This window comes from Pinirhizobacter soli (genome assembly GCF_015905305.1).
GTDB lineage: Bacteria > Pseudomonadota > Gammaproteobacteria > Xanthomonadales > Rhodanobacteraceae > Pinirhizobacter > Pinirhizobacter soli.
The window spans coordinates 583866-604660 of record NZ_JADZLQ010000002.1 but is presented as its reverse complement, the minus strand read 5'-3'; the positions used below and the strand labels follow the sequence as shown (position 1 = coordinate 604660).

Here is a 20795-nt window from a genome sequence, read left to right as displayed (position 1 = left end):
GCGGCGCGCAATGCACCGCCGGCCTGGCAGGGACGACCCTGTCGGCGTACACCTTCAGCAGGGACGACCCTGCCATTGAAGGAGTCGCCTTCATGAGCTGGATCTATCTTTTCCTCGCCGGCCTGTTCGAAATCGGTTGGGCCGTGGGCCTTAAATATTCCGAAGGCTTTACCCGGCTGTGGCCAAGCGTCGGTACTGCGATTGCCATGGCGTTGAGCGTGGTACTTCTTGCCATGGCAGCAAAGACCCTGCCGCTTGGAACCGCCTACGCGGTGTGGACGGGCATCGGCGTGATCGGCGCGGTGGCGCTCGGCATCGTACTGTTCAACGAACCGGTGACGGTTGCGCGGATCGCGTGCGTGCTCTTGATCGGCGCGGGCGTGGCGGGGCTGAAGCTCACCGCCTAGCCTCTAGCTTCCCGGCCACGGTATCGCGTGGCCGGGACTTCGTTCAGACCGGCGGTTCCATGTCCGGGCTGGAGGTAAGGTCGCGCTTAACCCGCTGCTTGGTCAGCGGCTCGCCGTGCACGAGGAACCACACGTTCTCGGCGATGTTGGTGGCGTGGTCGCCGATGCGCTCGATGTTCTTGGCCATGAACAAAAGATGCGTGCACGGGGTGATGTTGCGCGGATCTTCCATCATGTACGTGAGCAGCTGGCGGAACAGGGCGGTATAGGCGTCGTCGAGGTCGGCGTCGTCCTTCCACACCTTGTAGGCCGCTTCCGCATCGCGTTCCTGGTAGGCCTTGAGTACCGAGCGCACTTCGGCGGCGGCAAGCTCGGCCAGGTGGCCCAGGCTGCGCGTGGGAGTTACCGGTGCCACCATGCTGAGAGGGATCGAACGCTTGGCCACGTTCGCCGCGTAGTCGCCGATGCGCTCGATGTCCGCGGCGATGCGCAATGCCGCGAACACGTTGCGCAGGTCGCCGGCGATCGGCGCGCGCAGGGCAAGCAGGCGCACCACGTCGTGGCTGATCTCCTGCTCCATGTGGTCGATGGCGTCGTCGTTGATCACCACGCGCTGGGCGGCGCGCTCGTCACGGCGTTCGATGACGTCGATGGCAGCTTCCAGCTGGGTGACGGCAAGTTCGCCCATGCGGACGATCTCGCCGGTCAGCCGGGTGAGTTCGTCGTCGTAGCTCTTGATGATGTGTTCGCGCGGCGTGCTCATGTGTATTCCTTGTGCCTTGATTTAACCGAAACGCCCGGTGATGTAGTCCTCGGTCTGTTTCTTGTTCGGCTTGGTGAAGATCTTCTCTGTCTTGTCGAACTCGATCAGCTCGCCCAGGTACATGAAGGCCGTCTGGTCCGAACAACGCGCCGCCTGCTGCATGTTGTGGGTCACGATGACGATGGTGAAATCGGCTTTCAGTTCCTCCACCAGCTGCTCGATGCGGCTGGTGGCGATCGGGTCCAGCGCCGAGGTGGGCTCGTCGAGCAACAATACCTCGGGTTTGAGCGCAATGCCGCGCGCGATGCACAGGCGCTGTTGCTGGCCGCCGGAAAGGCCCAGGGCGTTCTGCTTGAGCTTGTCCTTGACCTCGTCCCACAAGGCGGCGCTGCGCAGGGCCTGTTCCACGCGGTTTTCCATCTCCGCGCGGCCCAGCCGCTCGTGGTGGCGGATGCCGTAGGCCACGTTCTCGAAGATGGTCATGGGGAAGGGCACCGGCTTCTGGAACACCATGCCCACCTTCGAACGCAGGCGGTTGAGCGAGTACTTCGGATCGAGGATGTTCTCCCCGTCCAGCACGATCTCACCCTTCGCCTCGAGCTTGGGATAGATGTTGTAGATGCGGTTGAAGATGCGCAGCAAGGTGGACTTGCCGCAGCCGGATGGGCCGATGATGGCGGTAACCTGCTTCTCCGGGATGTCCATGCTGATGCCCTTGAGCGCATGGAAGCCGTTGTAGAAGAAGTTGAGGTCGCGCACCGTGATCTTGGCCGGTGCCGGGGTGCCGTTGCCGGCGTGGACCATGGCGGCCTCGGCGGCGGGGGCGGGGGAGAAGGCCGGATCAGTCATTGGACACCTTGGAACGGGCGAAGAGGAGCCGCGAGCCCAGGCTCAGCAGCAGGACGAACATGGTGACGACGAAGGCGCCGGCCCAGGCGATGGCGTGCAGGCCTTCGCCCGGATCGTTGGCATACTGGTAGATCACCTGCGGCAGGCTCGCCATCTTGTCGATCGGGTTCAGTGACATGTAGTTGTTGCCGAAGGCCGTGAACAACAACGGAGCGGTTTCGCCGCTGATGCGGGCCAGTGCCAGCAGTACGCCGGTGATGATGCCCGAGCGTGCCGACCGCACCAGGATCTGCATGGTCAGCTTCCACTGCGGCACGCCCAGCGACAGGGCTGCCTCGCGCAGGGTGGAAGGCACCAGGCGCAGCATTTCGTCGGTGGTGCGCACCACCACCGGCAGGGCGATCAGTGACAGCGCGATGCCGCCGGCCAGCCCCGAGAAGGTAATCGCGCCGTCGGTGAGGTTTTTCATCGGCAACACCACGATGGTGTAGACGAACAGGCCCAGCACGATGGACGGCGCGGAAAGCAGGATGTCGTTGAGGAAACGCACCGAGGCGCCCAGCTTGGAGCGGTTGGCGTACTCGGCCAGCCACATGCCGGCCATCACGCCGATGGGCGTGGCAATGGCGATGCCGATGAAGTTGATCAGCAGGCTGCCGACCATGGCGTTGGCAAGGCCGCCATCCTCGCCATAGGCGGTGATCTTGGTGAACAGCGTGGGGCTGAGGGCGCTGATGCCCTGCTTAAGCGTTTCCCACAAAATCCAGGCCAGGAAGAACAGGCCAATCAGCGTGGCGAGGGAAGACAGCAGCAGCGCCACGATATTGGCGATGCGACGACGAACGTAAAGGGCGTTGTTGCCGGCCATTTTAACGGCCCTCCTTGCTGGCCAGTCGCCGCAGCATCAGCCGGGCGATCAGCAACACGATGAAGGTGACCACGAACAGCAGGAAGGCCAGCGCCATCAGCGCGGATTTCTGCAGGCCGACGGCCTCGGAGAACTGGTTGGCGATCGCCGAGGCGATGGAGCTGCCTGGCTCAAGCAGCGATGCCGACAGCTGGAACGCGTTACCCAGCACGAAGGCCACGGCCATGGTTTCACCCAGGGCACGGCCCAACCCCAGGAACACGCCGCCGATCACCGCCGAGCGGGTATAGGGCAACACGATGTCCCACACCACTTCCCAGGTACTCGAGCCCAATGCATAGGCCGATTCCTTCAGGCGCGTGGGCACTGTCTGGAACACTTCGCGCATGACCGAGGAGATGAACGGGATCACCATGATCGCCAGCACGATGCCGGCGGTGAGCACGCCGCCGCCGAACGGGTACTGGCTGGTGAAGACCTTGCCGATGAAGGGCACGTGCGCGGGAATCCACGCCACCTTGCCATCATCAGGCTGGGTGCTCATGTAGTTCACGAGCCAGGGTTTCACGTGTGCCGACATGAAGGGCGAGAAGATGAAAAGCCCCCACATGCCGTAGATGATCGAGGGAATGCCGGCCAACAGTTCAATGGCCGAACCCACCGGGCTGCGCAACCAATTGGGCGCCACCTCGGTCAGGAAAAGGGAAATGCCGAAACTCACCGGCACGGCTATCACCAACGCGATCAGTGCGGTGACCACGGTACCGAAGATCGGCACCAGTGCGCCGTAAGTATCGGTGCCCGGATCCCACTCGGTGCTGACCAGGAAGTGCCAGCCGAACTTGGCGAAGGCCTCGCGGCCGCCCCACAGGGTGGAACCGGCGGCGCCCACCAGGGTCACCAGTACGATCATGCCGCAAGCAGCCAACAGCCAGGCGAACAGGCGGTCGTTCCGCGCGTCGCGGCGGTTGCGGGCGGCCATGTCGGCCGTCAACGTCGGAGCGTTCACCATGGATGGCGATGACATGGGGCGCGGCGTCCTTAAGCTGTCTTCAAGATGCCGAAGCGGCCACCGACTCTTGCGAGCGCGGTGGCCGTCGGTTGGTAGGACAAGGCCCGAAGGCCTGTCCCCTATTGCTTACTTGGTCGCGAAATCCGAAGCCCAGTAGGCTTCGATCTGCTGGACCAGCGGTGCCGGCAGCGCAACGTAGTCGAGCGAGGCGGCCTGGGCCTGGCCCTGTTCCAGCGACCACTTGAAGAAGTCGAAGGCGACCTTGGTGTGCTCGGCGTTCTTCGGCTTCTTGTACATGATCACCCAGGTGGTGGCGGTGATCGGCCAGGCGTCGGCGCCCGGGGCGTTGGTCATGATCAGGTTGAAGTCCTTGGAGCTCTTCCAGTCGGCCGTGGCGGCCGCGGCGGCAAAGCCCTTGGCGTCCGGCTGCAGGAAGTTGCCAGCGGCGTTCTTCAGCTGCGTCCAGGTGATCTTGTTCTTGATCGCATAGGCATACTCGACGTAGCCGATGGAGCCGGGGATCTGGCGCACGTACTGCGACACGCCTTCATTACCCTTGCCGCCCACGCCGGTCGGCCAATCCACTGCCGTGCCGAACTTCACCTGCGCGGCCCACTCGGGGCTGACCTTCGACAGGTAGTTGGTGAAGTTGAACGAGGTGCCCGAGCCGTCCGAGCGGTGAACAACGGTGATCTTGCCGGAAGGAATTTTCAGGCCCGGGTTCAGGGCTGCGATCGCCGGGTCTTCCCAGCGAACGATCTTGCCCATGAAAATGGCAGCGAGCGTCGGTCCGTCGAGCTTGAGCTGGCCCGGGGTGAGGCCGGTGATGTTGACCACCGGCACGATGCCGCCGACCACGACCGGGAACTGGCCCAGGCCGAACTGGGCGAGGTCTTCAGCCTTGAGCGGGGCGTCGGAGGCGCCGAAGTCGATGGTGCCTTCCTTGATCTGGGCGATACCAGCGCCCGAACCCACCGACTGGTAGTTAAGCTTGTTGCCGGTTTTTTCAGCGTAGGTGGCCGACCACTTGGACAGGACAGGATAGACGAAGCTCGAACCCGCGCCCGTGATGTCGGTCGCTTGGGCTGCGAGGCTAAACAGCGATGCCGCGATGATGGCGGCGATGCGTGATTTGGCGAACACGGTGAGTCCTCTGTTTTGGGTGGGCGGACAATGGGCCCGCTCCCGGCATTTCAGGGGTGGCGTGTTGCAATGAGATGATTCGAATGTTTCAGCCGTATGACACGGCGCGCTTCTTTAACGCGAACAACGACTTCCCTTTCACACCGAATCGCGGTTTCTTGCGATCCAGCGGCCGGTGGCCGGGATCCGGGGTCAGTCGCTCAAGCGAAGGGCAGGCCGACGGTATCGCGTTCGTACTGCTCCAGCTCGCGCCAGCGATTACAGATGCGGCAGAACAATTGCGCCGTGCGTTCGGCGTCGTAGATCGCCGAGTGGGCCTCCCGGAGGTCGAACTCCAGTCCCGCGGCAAGCACCGCCTTGGAAAGCACCGTCTGCCCGTAGGCCAGGCCGCCCAGCGTGGCCGTATCGAAGCTTGAGAAGGGGTGGAAGGGGTTCCGCTTGTGGCCGGTCCGGCGCACGGCTGCGTTTAAAAATCCCAGGTCGAACGCGGCGTTATGCCCTACCAGGATGGCGCGCTGGCAATCGCTGTTGCGCAGGGCCTGGCGTACGGCGGCGAATACGTGGTCCAGCGCCGCGCGCTCGGGCAGGGCGCCGCGGAAGGGGTGTGACGGGTCGATGCCGGTGATCTCCAGCGAGCGGGGATCGATATTGGCGCCGGGAAAGGGATCGACATGGGCCGACACGGCCGGTTGCGGGTGCACGAAGCCGTCGTTGTCCATACCGATGGCGATCACCGCTATTTCGAGCAAGGCGTCGGTTTCGGCGTTGAATCCGCCGGTTTCCACGTCCACGACAACGGGTAGGAAACCGCGGAAACGCTGGGCCATGCGCGTGGCGGCATTGTTGGGTGCGTTATCCATCCATCCAGCATATCAGCCGGGCCGCCGACACCGGTGTAGTCGTTTTGTCACATAACGTCCATCTAACCGTCAAAGGCCGCCGCCATCCTGCGCCTATTCCTGCCGCACAGTTTCTGGCGGATAGGGGGGCCAACAGATGTCTATTATTCCTAGCGGAGAGAATCCATGCGTTCCAAAGTGCTCGCGGTAGCCGTTGCTTCCGCCCTGGGCCTCATTAGCCATGTCGCGTTCGCGCAGGACTCGACCGATGCGTCGACCTCCAAGCCCGTTCGTACGCATCGCACCACCTCCTCCTCGGCATCGGACAAGGCCGAGATCGAGATGCTCAAGTCGCAGCTGGCCGCCCTCCAGGCTCAGCTGAATGCGCAGGCTGCCCAGGTCAGCGCGCTGCAGGAGCGCACCGACGCCCAGTCCGATATCAATGTCAGCCAGGGCCAGGCTACCGAAGCCACCCAGAAGCAGATCGCCGCTACCCAGAAGTACGTGGACGATGCCAAGGCCGGCAAGCTTGATTACAAGGGTGTCCAGCTGACGCTCGGCGGCTTCCTCGAAGCCGCTTCGATCTACCGTTCCAAGGATCTGGGCGCCGACATGGCGTCGACTTTCTCGATCCCCTACAAGCAGACCTCGACCGCGCATACGCACGAAACGCGATTCAGCGAGCGTCAGAGCCGCCTGTCGCTGCTGGCCACGGCCGACATCAACCCGGACGTGCATGTCAGCGGCTACTACGAGGGTGACTTCCTCGGCGCTGCGCAAACCGCCAACCAGAACCAGAGCAACTCGTTCACACCGCGCACGCGTAACGTCTACGCCGCGCTGGATTGGGATAGCGCTGGCTTGCACCTCTTGGCCGGCGACAGCTGGTCGCTGCTTACGCTCAATGCCAAGGGCATCACTCCGCGCACCGAGCAGCTGCCGCCGTCGATCGACGCGCAGTACGTCCCGGGCTTCACCTGGGCGCGCCAGAACCAGATCCGTATCGTGAAGGACTGGGGCAAGGTGTTCTGGCTGGGCCTGTCGCTGGAAAATCCGCAGACGACCTTCGCCACCACCAAGGTGCCGGCTGGCGTGACGTATAACCAGGTCGGCGGCTCGGGTTTCAACTCCGCCAACAACATCTCGCTCAACCAGACGCCGGACGTGATCCTGAAGGCCGCGCTTGATCCGGGTTGGGGCCATTACGAAGTGTTCGGCATCAGCCGCGAGTTCTACAACCGCTTCGGCGGCACCAACCACACCGAGCACGGTGGTGGTTTCGGCCTGGGCATGATCCTGCCCCTGGTGCCGAAGATCCTCGACTTCCAGTTCAGCGGCATGAGCGGCAAGGGTATCGGCCGCTACGGTACCGCCGGCCTTTCCGACGTGACCTTCCGTCCGGATGGCAGCCTGGCCCCGATCAAGGAAACCATGCTGCTCGGTGGCCTCACCCTGCATGCCGGCAGCGACGTGGACATCTATGCCTTCGGCGGCCAGGAACGCCAGCAGAAGGAAGCCTTCAACGTCGGCAACACGCCCTACGGCTATGGCAACCCGCTTTACGTCAACTCAGGTTGCAACATCGAAGGTTCGCCGCTTACCTGCGTGGGCAACACCCAGAAAATCTCGCAGGGTACCCTTGGCTTCTGGTGGCGCTTCTACCAGGGCAAGTACGGCAAGGTGCAGTTCGGTGCCCAGGCATCGCACACCGAGCGCAAGGCGTTCGACGGCGTCGGCGGCGCCCCCTCGGCCAACGACAACATGCTGTTCACGAGCCTGCGTTACTACCCGTTCTAAGTTATACCGTTCCAGGAAAACAAGGACGGCGGGGAATTTCCCCGCCGTTTTTTTTGCTGGTCGAAAACTCTGCCTAGCGCTGGGCCAACTCGCTTGCATCCCAGCCGCCACCCAGCGCGCGCACCAGGTTGACGCTGGCCTGCAGCCTGCGGGTGTCGATCGTCGCCGCGCTGCGCTTGGCCTGCAGGAAGGCGCTTTGCGCCGTTACCACTTCCAGGTAATTGACCACGCCCTCGTCATAGCGGTTCTGCGCAATGCGCTGTGATTCCGCGGCGGCGGCCACGGCCTCCTGTTCGTTGGCCGCCTCGCGGCCCAGGCGGTCGAGCAGGGCCAGATTGTCTTCAACTTCCTGGAAGGCCTTGAGAACGGTGAGTTTGTACTGCGAGGAGGCCTGGTCGAATTCGTCGCGCGCCGCACGCTCCCGGGCACGGCGCAGGCCGCCGTCGAAGAGGCTTAGCGACAAGGCAGGCCCAACCGCCCAAAGGCGATTGCCGTAGGCGAAAAAGGGGTTGGTGTCGGTGTTCTGAAAGCCAGCCAGTGCTGTCAGGCTGAAATCCGGGAAAAAAGCCGCACGCGTCACGCCGATGCCGGCGTTGGCTGCGAAGGTGCGCCGCTCGGCCGCCGCAATGTCGGGGCGGCGTTGCAGGATCGATGAGGGCACGCTGGAGGGTACCGGAGGCAGGGACGGGGTCGCTGCTTCAGCCGGAATACGGAAGCTGCTGGGCGACTGGCCCACCAAGACGGCGATGGCGTGCTCGGTCAGTGCGCGTTGGGCATCGTTCTCGTCGGCCTGGGCCCGGGCGTCGGCCAGCTGGGTACGGGCGCGGGCTTCGGCGAGCCCGGAGTCGATACCTTCGTGGACACGGTTGCGGGTGGTGACCAGTGCCTGGTCATAGCCCTTGAGCGTTTGCGCAAGGATGTCGGCCTGAACATCAAGGTCGCGCAACTGGAAGTAAAGATCGGCCAGCCGTGCCTGCAAGCTCAGGCGTGCAGTGGCCAGGTCCGCGCCCGAGGCCTGCGCCTCGGCCGTGGCCTGCGCGACTTCGTTGCGCACCTTGCCCCAGAAGTCCAGTTCATAGCCGGTGCCCAAGTGCAGATCGTTGGCGTCATATTCGTTGGGCTGGCCATTGCCGCGAAGTGGACGGTTGTCCGACTGGCGGCTGTTGTCCGCACTACCGGAGATGCCGACGTCGGGCAACGTGGCCGAGTGAACTTGCGCCTGGAAGGCGAGCGCCTGGTCATGGCGCGAGGCGGCGATGGCGAGCGTCAGGTTGCCGCTCTCCAGCTGCCCTTCGAGTTTGTCCAGCGTGGCGTCACCGAAGCTGTTCCACCAAGCGCCGCGCTGCAGGTTGTCGGCGGGCACCGCGCGGTGCCACGACGTGTCGCCCTCGTGCCAGCTGGCCGGGACCTCGACTGTGGGTACCTTGTAGGTGGGGGCTAGCGAACAGCCGGACATGGCGATCACCAGCGCCGTGGCCAGGGCGGTGCGCGTGAGACGGGGTGTGCGCATGACGCTCAACCTTTACCCTTCGGGGCCGCTGCGGTGGCCACCGTGACTTTGTCACCGGCCATGATCGAGTCGGGCGGATGATCAACGATGCGATCCATCGATGTCACGCCACGATCGATTTGCAGGATGTCGCCCATGTCCATGCCGATGTGCACGTCGCGCAGCTGGATCGTGTTATTGGCGCCCAGCACTGCCAGCTGCGGCCCTGCCGCGCGGAAGATGAGCGCCGTGGCTGGCACGTTCACGACATGGGCGTTGCTGTCCACCGGCAGGCTTACCTGCGCGTAATCGCCCGGCAGGAGTTCACCATTGGGGTTTGCCAGTTCGAACTGGGCCAGAAGGGTGCCCGAAGCTTTGGCAATGGCACCGGACGAACCGATCAATACGGCGTCGAAGGCCTTGTCCGGGTGTTCCATTACGTTGACCTTGACGTGCATGCCCGGGTGTATGGTCGAGGCGTAGCCCTGGGGGATGCTGACATACAGGCGCATGCGCCGTGTGTCGGACACTGTGAACAGAGGCTCCTCGTTGGCATTGGTGGCGGAGATCAGGTCGCCAATGTCCGTGTTGCGAGCAGTGATCGTTCCGTCGAACGGCGCGGTGATCTGCTTGAACGATTCCAGCGCCTGGAGGCGATCAACATCGGCCTGGGCCGAGGCGACATTGGCCTTGGCCACTTCCGCTTCACCGAGCTTCTCGTCGGCTTCCTGCTTGGACACCGAATTGCTGGCGAGGAGGTTCTGCCAGCGCTTGCTGGTGAGCGAGGCGAGGCGGAGATCGGCTTGCGCGCGCGCCAGCCCGGCCGTTGCCTGGTGGAGCTGCTGGTCGATCTCGGGCGTGTCGATGGTACCCAGCACGTCGCCGGCATGCACGGTGCTGCCGATGTCGCGTGTCCAGGTCCTCAGGTAGCCCCCCACGCGGGCGTGGATCGGCGCACTGATCCAGGCCTCCACGTGGCCAGGCAGGCTCAGGTGGTGGTCGTTACCGTCGATGGTGGCCATCGGCGCAAGTTGCACCGTCGGTACCTGCTGGGCATCGGTCCAGTGCGTAAGCTCGTGGTACTCGTGGGCGCGAAACGTCAGGCCGCCGGCCACGGCCACGATGGCGATGGCCAGGCCGATGGCGATCACGGGGCGCAGCCGCATCGGACTCACGGGCGTCGAGCCGGCATCATGCGACATGGGACGGTTCTCCAGGGAAAAGGGCAGGATTCGAAGCCGGTTGCGTGCGGCCATGGACGATCGAGAAGATCACCGGCACGAAGAGCAACGTGGCAAAAGTGGCAAAGATCAGGCCGCCGATGACGGCGCGGCCCAGAGGCGAATTCTGCTCATGGCTGATGGCCATCGGCAGCATGCCGATCACCATCGCCAGCGCCGTCATGCAAACCGGTCGGAAGCGCGTGAAGCCGGCTTCCATCGCTGCCTTGACGGCGTCGCCGTGCACGGCAAGGCGTTCGCGGCAGAAGCTCACCACCAGGATCGAGTTGGCGGTGGCTACGCCCATGCACATGATGGCGCCGGTAAGCGCAGGCACCGAAAGCGTGGTGTGGGTCAGGAACAACATCCAGACGATGCCGGCCAGGGCCGCCGGAAGCGCCGTGATGATCACGAATGGATCGAGCCAAGACTGGAAGTTGACGACGGTAAGCAAGTAGATCATCAGCACCGCACCAATCAGACCGAACTCCAGTCCGCTGAAGGCGGTGGCCATGGTATCGGCCTGGCCCCGCAGAGTGACGAGCGTGCCCTTGGGACGTTCCTTGGCGAAGCTGGCGAGCACGGTATTGACGTCGTGGGCTACGGCGCCCAGGTCGCGGCCCTGCACCGCGGCATAGATGTCAAACGCGGGCAGGATGTTGTAATGCGACACCACCGCGGCGCTGGGCGCGCGGGTGAACGTGGCAAGGCCACCCAGCATTTGCGTGGCCTTGTCGTTGCCGGCGGTGACCGGAAGGCTGGCAAGGTCCGCCATCGAATCCATGCGGTACTGAGGCGTTGCGGCGACGATGGCGTATGACACGCCATTCTTGGGGTTAAGCCAGAACGCCGGAGCCACTTGGCTGCTTCCCGCGAGCGAGGCGACCATTGAATTGGTGACATCGCGCTCGGAGATGCCCAGCTGGTCGGCGCGCGTGCGGTCGACGGCGACATTCAACTGCGGGTAGCTGGTGCTTTGCTGCAGGCGAACGTCAGCAATACCTGGGATGGCCTTCAACTTGCGCATGATGTTCATGGCATAGGCCTGGTTGGCGGCGCTGTCACGACCGGTGACGGAGACGTCCAACGGTGCAGGCGCGCCGAAGTTCAGGATCTGGTCGGTCATATCGGCCGGCAGGAAGGCGAAATCGCTGCCGGGGAACTGGCGTGGCAGCAGCTCCCGCAGCTTCTTCACGTAGTCGGCGGCGGGAGCGTGGCCTTCCTTCAGTGCGATCTGGATGTCGCCATCCTGCGGTCCGATGCTGCCGGTGTTGCTATAGACCAGGTTCACGCTCGACAGCGGCAAGCCGATGTTGTCCACCACCGTACCCAGGTCTTTTGGCGGAATCACATGTCGGATGGCCGCTTCGATACGATCGAATTCGGCGGCGGTCTCTTCCACGCGGGTACCCATCGGTGCGCGCACATGCAGGGCGATCGACTCGGCATCGGTGGGAGGGAAGAAATCCGTGCCAAGGAACGGCAAGAGTACGAACGAGGCAAGGATGAAGCCAAGGAAGCCAAGCACAAAGGCCTTGCGGCGGCCCAGCGCGACGGCAAGCATCGCGTAGTAGCCGTCGCGCAGGTTGGCGAAGCGGTGCTCGAAGGCGCTCTGGAAGGCCATCGCGTGACGCAGCAGGGACATGCCACGCCGCGGGGCGCGGGATGTCGGGTCATCTCCAGCCACGCGCGAGGGGTCGGACATCCATTTCGACTGCGCGATAACCTGGTCGCCTTCGTGGTGATTGATGAAAATATCTTCCGGATGATCGCCGGCACCTTTCTCCGTTACGTGGGGCTTGAGCAAATACATCGCCATCGTCGGCACAAGCGTGCGCGAAAGCACGAACGACGAGGCCATGGCGAAGATCACCGCCAGGGCCATCGGGCGGAACAGGAAGCCGGCAATGCCTTCGAGCATGAACATCGGTACGAACACGATGCAAATGCACAACAGGGATACGAACGCCGGCCCGACGATCTGCTTGGCGCCGTCCATGATGGCGTCCAGCACGCTTTTGCCCTGTTCCAGGTGCCAGTTGATGTTCTCGATGGTCACCGTGGCGTCGTCCACCAGGATGCCCACCGCCAGTGCCAGCCCGCCCAGGGTCATCACGTTGAGCGTTTGTCCGAAAAGGGAAAGCAGCGCGATGGCCGAGAGGATGGCCAGCGGGATCGACACCGCGATGATCACGGTCGATCGCCAGCTACCCAGGAACACCAGGATCATCACCGAGGTCAGCAGGGCGGCGATGATGCCTTCGCGCGCCACCGAGGAAATAGCCGACTTGACGAATACCGACTGGTCGTTAAGCAGATCGATCTTCAGGCCCGAGGGCATGGTTTCCTCGATCAGCGGTAGCAGCTTCTTGATGCCTGCCACCACCGAGAGCGTGGACGCGTCGCCGGTTTTTAGATCCGGCATCAGTACCGCGCGCTTGCCGTCCACGCGTACCACGTTGTTCTGCGGCGGCGAGCCGTCGCGCACGTGGGCCACTTCGCCGATGGTGATGGTGGCGCCATCGGCCGATTTGATCGGCAACGCGTTAAGCGCCTCGATCGCCCTGGGGCTGTTGTTCAACTGCACGTGGTATTCGAAGGTGCCGATCTTGGCTGTGCCCACGGGAATGATCTGGTTCTGCGCGGCCAGCGCGTTAGCTACGTCCTGGGCCGAGAGCCCCTTCGCATGCAGCGCCTGTGGGTCGAGATCCAGCGTCACCTGTCGCTGCTTGCCACCATAAGGCGTGGGGATGGCCACACCCGCCACCGATACCAGCGTCGGGCGGATGGAGTTCTGCGCAAGGTCGCGAATCGTCGATTCACGAATCGTGGCACTGGACAGCGCCATTTGCAGCACGGGTACGGTCGAAGCGTTGTAGTTGAGGATCAGGGGCGGGGTGATGCCCGGTGGCATCTGCTTGACGACCGTTTGCGAGATGGAGGTTACCTGGGCGGTCGCGGTGCGGATGTCCACACCGGGCTGGAAGAAGATCTTCACGATGCCGGCACCCGGCAGCGATTGTGATTCGATATGCTCGATGTTGTTCACCGAGGTCGTCAGCTGGCGTTCGTAGTAGTAGATGACGCGGCCTGACATCTGGTCCGGCGGCAGGCCGTTGTACGTCCACACCACGCTGATCACCGGAATGCCGATGTCCGGGAAGATGTCCGTCGGCGTGCGAGCCGAGGCCAGTAGTCCCGCGATCAGGATCGCCAGCGCAAGCACCACGAACGTATACGGTCGTGACAGCGCGATGCGGACGAGTGCAAGCATGAAACGACTCCTGGGACGGTGGTGCCCCTTTTGGGGCTGTCCGCAGGATGGGGGCCGAACCTTATGTCAACCTTTTGGCCAGTCCAAGGGTTGGCCTTCCATGCCGAACCAGGCTGGGCCTAGGGTCGGCGGGGCAGGCGGATGTGCACGTGCAGTCCCGTGCCCTCGGGCGGTTCTCGCAGGTCCACCCGGGCATCGTGCAGTTCGGCGGCGCGTTTGACGATGCTCAGGCCGAGCCCGAAGCCGGACGTCGGTTCGTTCGCGCCGCGCAGGAATCGGTCGAATACGGCCGCGCGACGCTCAGGCGGTATGCCCGGCCCGTTGTCGCGGACATCGATCACCATCAGGTCCGGGCCAGCGTTGATGTCGATATCGACCTTCCCGCCCACGGGTGCGTAACGCAGTGCGTTCTCGATCACATTGCGAAGCATCGCCGTCATGGCCGCCTCGTAAGCGGCCAGCACCATGCCCGGCTCGCTCGTGGCAAGGCTCATGGCGATATCCTTTTCCACGATCAGCGGCGCGAGTTCCTCGATGACGTCCTTGGCAAGCGCGACCAGGTCAACCCTTTCGCGTTCGCTGGCGGCGGCGCCTGCCTCGATCCGGGCCAGTGCAAGGATCTGCTCGATACGGCGGGCCAGGCGCTGCAGGCTTTGTTGCGCACTGGAAAGTGCCGATCCCGTGGCCATCGAAGCACCACTGGCGATCATCGCGCTTTCCAGATGGATCATCGTGGCTGTTAGCGGCGTGCGTAATTCATGGGCAACGTCGGCGTTGAAACGGCGCTCGCGTTCCAGCGCATTTTCGAGTCGTTCGAATTGCTGGTTCAAGGTTTCGACCAGGGGACGCAGTTCGGGCGTGGGTTCGGCTATCTCGACCGGTTGGCGGCTGCCGGGTGTGCGCTCATCCAGCTGCGAGGTAAGCGCGCGCAGCGGCGTGAGGCCATGGCGCACGGCTAGCCCGATCAGGACGGCCAGCAGCGGCAGGCCGATCAACAGTGGCAGGCTGTGTTCAAGCACCAGGCCACGCGTAATGTCCTGCCGGTTGTCCGATCGCTCGCCGATGCGGATCAACAGACCAGCACGATTTCGCAGGGTGAACAGACGCCACGCGTGATCGTCATGCCTTAGGTCGTGAAATCCCAGATCCGCGTCCGTAGGGGCAGGAAGGTCGGCCAGGTTCTCGGTCGCGGCGATGGGCGTGCCGTGGGGGTCATAAGCCTGGAAACCCACTTCCGGCTCGTAGTTGTGCCGGCGTACCGCAACGACCACCGCCGGGGCCACGCCCGTGGACAGGGATGATGGCAGTCCTGGTGCATGCGCGGTCATTTCCTCGCCGTGTTCGATCAGGTTGCCCAGGGTGCGCCCCGCCTGTGCCAGGCGGCCGTCGAGCAGTTGGTTCATTTCACGGCTTTCGCGCTGGTAGCTGATGACGCCTAGCGGAATGAGTACGACCACCATCACCGCGATGTTCAACAGCGTTAACCGTGCACCCAGCCCAAGGGATTTCATCGCGGCTCCCGCGGCACCATGTAACCGACGCCACGCACGGTGTGGATCACTTCCGGACTGAGTTTGCGCCTAAGCCAGTGCACCTGGACCTCAAGGGCGTTACTGTCGATGCTCGGTTCAAGACCATACAAGGCATTCTCCAGCGTCTCCCGGCGCACGATGCGCCCGGCGCGCTCCATCAACACGCGGAGCAGGGCGAACTCGCGGCGGGTGAGGGTGACAGGGTGGCCGTGGAAGCTCACTTCGGCGGAGGCAAGGTTCAAGCGCAACTCGCCGGCTTCCACGAAGCTGTCGGCCAGACCCTGGGCGCGCCGGGTAAGTGAGCGTATGCGCGCCGCCAGCTCCTCCAGGTGGAAGGGCTTGATGAGGTAATCATCGGCGCCCAGGTCCAGGCCGCGTACGCGCGTCTGGAGTGCGTCGCGGGCCGTCATCACCAGAACGGGGGTGCGAATGCCGGTGCGGCGTGCCTGGGCCAACACTTCCAGCCCATCGCGGTCGGGTAGCCCAAGGTCCAGCAGCACAAGATCGGCCGATCGATCGCGCAGCGCCTCGGCGGCCTCGCGACCAGTCCGTAGCCATGTCACCGCATAAGACTGCTGCAGCAGGGCGTGGTGGATCGCTTGGCCCAGTTGTTCGTCGTCTTCGACAAGCACGATATGCACGTTGATGGACTCGATGGCGGTGCCGGAAACGGAAGGATCAAGGCGGAAGCTTAAAGGGAGCTTACGCCGCCACGGGGACGGACGCGATGCATGGTACGACGATGGCCCGAGTCCGGCTCAAGTCTTCCGAACGCGGTTAGGAAGCGTCGAATCTACCTGAATCCCGTCCGTCATTCGTGCACTGCAACACTTGTCATCGTGATTCGATCTGAGTAATTTTGTCCGATGTCGTTTGTTCTGACCTCAAGGCGTCGGTCCCTGGCAATGCTCGTGGCGTTGTTGATGTGACACTGTGCGTGGGCCTTGCCACCATCGCCATCATGGTGGGCCGGGAAAAACTGCGTCCGGCGCGTTCGGCAACTCGTCCGACTGGGGTATCCATGCCCTAGGCGCGAACACCGGCGACAACTCGATCAACTACCAGTTGTCGGTGGTTAACGGTCGCGGCTACAAGAACCTGACGCGTTCCAACAACGTCGACACGGAAGGCCGCTTCGGCTACAGCCCGATCGAGAACATGGTGATCGCGGTTGGCGGTTACCAGGGCAAGCGCGGCAACGACGTGGAGAACGGTGCCCCGACGCGTGATGCGACCCGCGGCGACGCGATGATCGCCCGCTACGACAAGCTGGACTACAAGTACTACACGGTCGCCAACCTGCAGCGTAAGTTGAACGACAAGTACTACAACGCCGGTGTGTCGTACGACGTGCTGAAGAACCTGCGCCTGGCGCTGGCCTATAAGCACAACCAGCTCGATGGTCCGGTCGATGCCTACACCTACAAGACCAACGAAATCGGCTTCTGGGGCATGCTGTCCTTCTGATCGAATATCGTAACGGAGTCTTACTCAAGGACGAATCAAACGGCGGGCGCAAGCCCGCCGTTTTTCTTTTGTGTCGATGTTGAACTCTTGTGGCGAGGTGACGGTCAGTACTGCACGATGCTCCAATGCAATTAGAAATCGTCGTGTAGTTTCGCTTTCCTGCACTGCAACACTTGTCATCGAAGTCCGACATGCGTAGTTTGAACTCATGAGTTTGCCGTACCGTCATCGACACCATCTGCTCCGCGCCGTCCTGGCAGGCCTGCTGCTGGTGCTGCTGGGTCTGAACCAGGTTACTGCGACTTCTTCATCGATCCTGTCCGCCACGGCATCGGCTGCTCCCGCGGGCGCCCAGGTGCTCGATGGCCAACAAGGCGAGGCCTTGGCGATACAGGGCCCGCTAGCTTGCGATGGTGTAGGCGATGACACGCCGCTGCCTTCAGCCGGACACCACTGGCAAGCCACGCCCTGCTTGCACAGCTCCACTGGGAGTGGCCACCATCCGCTGGCCAGCATCCTCCTGGACACCGATCCGCGGCCTCCCAACGCCTGATTGCAGCGTCGTCCTCGCCGCTCCATTTTCGCCTTTCCCTCGCGCTGCCATGCAGCGACCACCTACCGTGCCTTCCGATCTGCTGTCGGAGAGCCGCCTTTTGCCGGAGTTTTTCCATGGAACGCATGATCAAGGGTTTCGAAGAGTTTCGCCGTGACATTTACCCAGAGCAGCGCGCGCTGTTCGATCGCCTGGCCAGCGGCCAGAGCCCGCACACGATGTTCATTACCTGCGCCGATTCGCGTGTCATGCCCGAGATGATCTTCTGCGCCCAGCCGGGCGACCTGTTCGTTTACAGAAACGTGGGCAACATCGTGCCGCCCTATGCCCAGCACGTCAGCGGTGTGGTCGCGGCGGTGGAGTACGCGGTGAAGGTGCTCAAGGTCCAGCACGTAGTGATCTGCGGACACTCCGATTGCGGCGCGATGAAGGCCTTGCTCGACCCCTCCCAGCTCAAAGGCATGCCGTCGGTGGCCGATTGGCTCAAGCATGCCGACGTCGCACGGCATGTGGTGGCGGAGAACACATCGGGCCTCGATGCAGCGGCGCGCCTGCGCTGCCTCACTGAGGAAAACGTGGTGGGCCAACTCGAACACCTGCGCACGCTACCGGCTGTCGCCGCGGCCATGGCCAACGGGAGCTTGAGCATCCACGGCTGGATCTACGATATCGGCGAGGCCGGCATCTGCGTATTCGACGGTGGCAGTGGCCGCTTCGTGGACATGCCAACGAGCGGCCACCCGGTACCACAGGCCACGCCGATGGCACGGTTCGCCCAGAACGTCGCCAGCGCGGCTTGAAGGAGCGAACCATGAAAGCGTATTTTTCCCAGGGCCTCTTCGGACGCGACCTTCTGGGCTCCATCGTGGTCTTCCTGGTCGCATTACCGCTGTGCATGGGCATCGCCATCGCCTCGGGCATGCCGCCAGCCACGGGCTTGATCACGGGCATCATCGGCGGCCTGGTCGTGGGCGTCTTTGCCGGTTCGCCGTTGCAGGTAAGTGGCCCTGCCGCGGGCCTGGCGGTGCTGGTGTTCGAACTGGTCCAGCGCTATGGCGTGGCGGCGCTGGGCCCGGTGGTGCTGCTGGCGGGCCTGATCCAGGTCGCCGCGGGACTGTGCCGGGTCGGCATCTGGTTCCGTATGACCTCACCGGCGGTGGTGTCCGGAATGCTCTCGGGCATCGGCATCCTGATCGTGGCCTCGCAGGCTCACGTGATGCTCGACGCCAAACCGTTGGCGCGGGGGCTGGAAAATTTCGCCGCGTTGCCGGGTGCCCTGATCCATGCCATCCAGGGACCGGGCCTGGCGGCACTGTGCGTGGGCCTTGCCACCATCGCCATCATGGTGGGCTGGGAAAAACTGCGTCCGGCCAAGCTACGGTTCGTGCCGGGGGCGCTGCTCGCCGTGGTGGCGGTCACGGCCACCGTGCAGTTCTTCGGTATTCCCGTGCACCTGGTCAACGTGCCCGAGAGCCTCGCATCTGCGGTCACCTTGCCAAGCATGGATAGCCTGCGTGGGCTGCTCGATGAAAACCTCCTGGTGGCGGCCGTCACCTTCGCCTTTATCGCCAGTGCCGAGACACTGCTTTCGGCGGCGGCGGTCGATCGCATGCACGATGGTGAGCGTACCCACTATGACCGCGAACTCACCGCACAAGGCGTTGGCAACATGCTGTGCGGTTTCCTGGGCGCCCTGCCGATGACCGGCGTGATCGTACGCAGCGCCGCCAATGTGCAGGCAGGTTCGGCAACGCGCGGCGCGGCGATACTGCACGGCGCCTGGCTGCTGGTGTTCGCCATGCTGCTGCCGTGGCTGCTGAACATGACACCCGTCGCATGCCTGGCCGGTATCCTGGTGTTCACCGGCATCAAGATGGTGAAGATCCGCCAGGTGAAGGAGCTTGCCGCCTATGGCAAGGGCACCGCGGCCGTCTATGTGGCAACTACCGTGGCCATCGTTGCCACGGATCTGCTCGAAGGCGTGATCATCGGCTTCGGCCTGTCGTTGTTTCGCCTGGCATTGCTTTCGTCCAGGCTCAATGCGCAGCTGCGCCAGCACGACGAGCCGGGCCATGCCACGTTCGCGTTGAAAGGATCGGCCACCTTCCTGCAGGTGCCGGCGATGGCACGCAAGCTCGAGACGGTGCCGGCGAATACAAAAGTGACGATAAACATCGACGAGCTCAGCCATGTGGACCACGCCTCGCTGGAACTCCTCCGCGAGTGGGAGCGCAATGCGCAATCGCGCGGCATCGAGGTGGTACTGGACTGGAAACAGCTCGACGAAAGGGTCGAAGGTCGCCAGGCGGCATAGTGCGGCCGGCTGACGGAGCCGAAGTTCTCTACTTCGGCTCCGTCGCCTGGGTCTTGTGCTTGTACCTGCAAAGATCGTTGATCACGCACTGCGGACAATCGGGCTTGCGCGCCTTGCACACATAGCGGCCATGCAGGATCAGCCAGTGGTGAGCGTCGTGGAGGAACTCCGCCGGTATCACCTTCACCAGCTTGTCTTCCACCACGCGCACGTTGGCGCCCGGTGCGAGCCCCGTGCGATTGGCGACGCGAAAGATGTGCGTGTCCACGGCCAACGTAGGCTCGCCAAAGGCCGTGTTCAGCACCACGTTGGCCGTCTTGCGGCCCACGCCGGGAAGCGACTCCAGTGCCTCGCGGTTGTGCGGCACCTGGCTGTCGTACTGCTCGATCAGGATCCTGGACAGGGCGATCACGTTCTTCGCCTTGGTGTTGAACAAGCCGATCGTGCTGATGTACTTCTTGAGCTTCTCTTCGCCCAGCTTCACCAGTTTCGCCGGCGTATTGGCCACGGGGAATAATTTGCGCGTGGCCTTGTTCACGCCGACGTCGGTAGATTGCGCGGAGAGCGCCACGGCGATGAGCAATTCGAAAGGCGTGGAGTACTCAAGCTCGGTGGTCGGGTGGGGATTCATCTCGCGCAGGCGCGAGAACATCTCCGACACGTCGGCCTTCTTCATGGTGATCCTTCCTGCTTGCGGGCTCGGGCTCGAGCCAGTGCGGCTTCGACAGGGCTCATCGCGGTGGCTGTCTTGCGACCGGCGAGCTCGTGCTCGTGCGCCTGTCGGAGCGAGTCAAGGCGGGCCTCCCGGCGATTGAAATGCGTGCGTGCGTGGTCGGCGTGTTCGATGTCCAGTTGCGTCGCCGGCATCGGCTCGAGCACGATGCAGTCGACCGGGCAGGCCGGTACGCATAGCTCGCACCCGGTGCAGTCGTTGGCGATCACGGTGTGCATCAGCTTGCCCGAACCGATGATGGCGTCCACCGGGCATGCCGCGATGCACTTGGTGCAGCCGATGCAGTCGGCCTCGATGATGCGCGCAAGCAAGCGGGGTTTCTCCACGCCATGCGCTGTATCGAGCGCCAGTGCGGGTACTCCCAGTAGTGCTGCCAGGATATCGATACCCGTTTTACCACCCGGCGGGCAGCGATTGATGGGCGCCGCGCCCGCGGCGATCGCCTCGGCATAAGGCCGGCAACCGTGGAAGCCGCATTGCTCGCACTGGGTCTGCGGCAGTACCGCGTCGATCCGGTCGGCGAGCGTGTGCATCG

General features: G+C 63.6%; 19 protein-coding genes. 6 read left to right on the top strand and 13 right to left on the bottom strand.

The annotated features are described in order from the left end of the window. The first annotated feature begins 92 nt into the window (after positions 1-92). Positions 93-407, top strand: coding sequence for a DMT family transporter (locus NDK18_RS12590; protein ID WP_250623866.1), 315 nt, complete (start codon positions 93-95; stop codon positions 405-407). A gap of 43 nt (positions 408-450) precedes the next feature. Here the strand turns inward: NDK18_RS12590 and phoU are convergent, their stop codons facing one another. The 6 genes from phoU to rnt all read right to left on the bottom strand — a co-directional run bounded on the left by phoU (position 451) and on the right by rnt (position 5902). Further along, positions 451-1170, bottom strand: a complete 720-nt coding sequence (gene phoU, locus NDK18_RS12585) for a phosphate signaling complex protein PhoU (RefSeq protein ID WP_250623865.1) — start codon at positions 1168-1170, stop codon at positions 451-453. A 21-nt stretch (positions 1171-1191) separates the two neighbouring features. Beyond that, complete coding sequence (pstB, locus tag NDK18_RS12580; protein ID WP_250624435.1) at positions 1192-1974, bottom strand: phosphate ABC transporter ATP-binding protein PstB; 783 nt, start codon at positions 1972-1974, stop codon at positions 1192-1194. Positions 1975-2011: 37 nt separating this feature from the next. Continuing rightward, positions 2012-2887 carry a phosphate ABC transporter permease PstA gene (pstA, locus tag NDK18_RS12575; protein WP_250623864.1) on the bottom strand — a complete coding sequence of 292 codons (876 nt, stop codon included), beginning with the start codon at positions 2885-2887 and terminating at the stop codon, positions 2012-2014. A gap of 1 nt (position 2888) precedes the next feature. Continuing rightward, positions 2889-3914 carry a phosphate ABC transporter permease subunit PstC gene (gene pstC, locus NDK18_RS12570; RefSeq protein WP_425502691.1) on the bottom strand — a complete coding sequence of 342 codons (1026 nt, stop codon included), beginning with the start codon at positions 3912-3914 and terminating at the stop codon, positions 2889-2891. A 111-nt stretch (positions 3915-4025) separates the two neighbouring features. Then, positions 4026-5042: a phosphate ABC transporter substrate-binding protein PstS gene (pstS, locus tag NDK18_RS12565; protein ID WP_250627953.1), complete on the bottom strand. Its 1017-nt coding sequence runs from the start codon at positions 5040-5042 to the stop codon at positions 4026-4028. A 200-nt stretch (positions 5043-5242) separates the two neighbouring features. Further along, the gene (rnt, locus tag NDK18_RS12560) at positions 5243-5902 is read right to left on the bottom strand and encodes a ribonuclease T (protein ID WP_250627952.1); all 660 of its coding nucleotides are present in this window, start codon (positions 5900-5902) and stop codon (positions 5243-5245) included. A 165-nt stretch (positions 5903-6067) separates the two neighbouring features. Between rnt and NDK18_RS12555 the strand changes: the two genes are divergently transcribed. Further along, positions 6068-7678, top strand: a complete 1611-nt coding sequence (locus NDK18_RS12555) for a hypothetical protein (RefSeq protein WP_250627951.1) — start codon at positions 6068-6070, stop codon at positions 7676-7678. 73 nt (positions 7679-7751) lie between these two features. On the opposite strand, the gene NDK18_RS12550 is transcribed toward NDK18_RS12555, so the two are convergent. The 5 genes from NDK18_RS12550 to NDK18_RS12530 all read right to left on the bottom strand — a co-directional run bounded on the left by NDK18_RS12550 (position 7752) and on the right by NDK18_RS12530 (position 15834). Then, positions 7752-9188 carry an efflux transporter outer membrane subunit gene (locus tag NDK18_RS12550; RefSeq protein WP_250627950.1) on the bottom strand — a complete coding sequence of 479 codons (1437 nt, stop codon included), beginning with the start codon at positions 9186-9188 and terminating at the stop codon, positions 7752-7754. A gap of 5 nt (positions 9189-9193) precedes the next feature. Next, on the bottom strand, positions 9194-10369 hold the full coding sequence (locus NDK18_RS12545) for an efflux RND transporter periplasmic adaptor subunit (RefSeq protein WP_250627949.1): 1176 nt from the start codon (positions 10367-10369) through the stop codon (positions 9194-9196). Beyond that, positions 10359-13661, bottom strand: coding sequence for an efflux RND transporter permease subunit (locus NDK18_RS12540; RefSeq protein WP_250627948.1), 3303 nt, complete (start codon positions 13659-13661; stop codon positions 10359-10361). Before NDK18_RS12540 ends, NDK18_RS12545 begins: the two co-directional genes overlap by 11 nt. Positions 13662-13780: 119 nt before the next feature. Further along, positions 13781-15172: a sensor histidine kinase gene (locus tag NDK18_RS12535; protein ID WP_250627947.1), complete on the bottom strand. Its 1392-nt coding sequence runs from the start codon at positions 15170-15172 to the stop codon at positions 13781-13783. Then, positions 15169-15834 carry a response regulator gene (locus NDK18_RS12530; protein WP_250627946.1) on the bottom strand — a complete coding sequence of 222 codons (666 nt, stop codon included), beginning with the start codon at positions 15832-15834 and terminating at the stop codon, positions 15169-15171. The genes NDK18_RS12535 and NDK18_RS12530 overlap by 4 nt, the downstream gene beginning before the upstream one ends. Before the next feature lie 292 nt (positions 15835-16126). Here NDK18_RS12530 and NDK18_RS12525 point away from each other — a divergent pair, with 292 nt between their 5' ends. The 4 genes from NDK18_RS12525 (at position 16127) to NDK18_RS12510 (ending at position 19527) form a co-directional block, all read left to right on the top strand. Next, positions 16127-16660 (top strand): hypothetical protein, encoded by a 534-nt coding sequence (locus NDK18_RS12525; RefSeq protein WP_250627945.1) that lies wholly within the window; start codon positions 16127-16129, stop codon positions 16658-16660. 208 nt (positions 16661-16868) lie between these two features. Then, a complete protein-coding gene (locus NDK18_RS12520; protein WP_250623860.1) occupies positions 16869-17213 on the top strand; it encodes a hypothetical protein in 345 nt (114 codons plus the stop codon). Between the two features lie 116 nt (positions 17214-17329). Continuing rightward, on the top strand, positions 17330-18013 hold the full coding sequence (locus NDK18_RS12515; RefSeq protein ID WP_250623859.1) for a carbonic anhydrase: 684 nt from the start codon (positions 17330-17332) through the stop codon (positions 18011-18013). An 11-nt stretch (positions 18014-18024) separates the two neighbouring features. After that, entirely contained in the window at positions 18025-19527 is a 1503-nt protein-coding gene (locus NDK18_RS12510) for a SulP family inorganic anion transporter (protein WP_250627944.1), read from the top strand. A gap of 28 nt (positions 19528-19555) precedes the next feature. On the opposite strand, the gene nth is transcribed toward NDK18_RS12510, so the two are convergent. After that, the gene (gene nth / locus NDK18_RS12505) at positions 19556-20203 is read right to left on the bottom strand and encodes an endonuclease III (RefSeq protein WP_250623857.1); all 648 of its coding nucleotides are present in this window, start codon (positions 20201-20203) and stop codon (positions 19556-19558) included. Beyond that, a complete protein-coding gene (locus tag NDK18_RS12500) occupies positions 20200-20793 on the bottom strand; it encodes an RnfABCDGE type electron transport complex subunit B (RefSeq protein WP_250627943.1) in 594 nt (197 codons plus the stop codon). The genes nth and NDK18_RS12500 overlap by 4 nt, the downstream gene beginning before the upstream one ends. Positions 20794-20795: the final 2 nt, after the last annotated feature.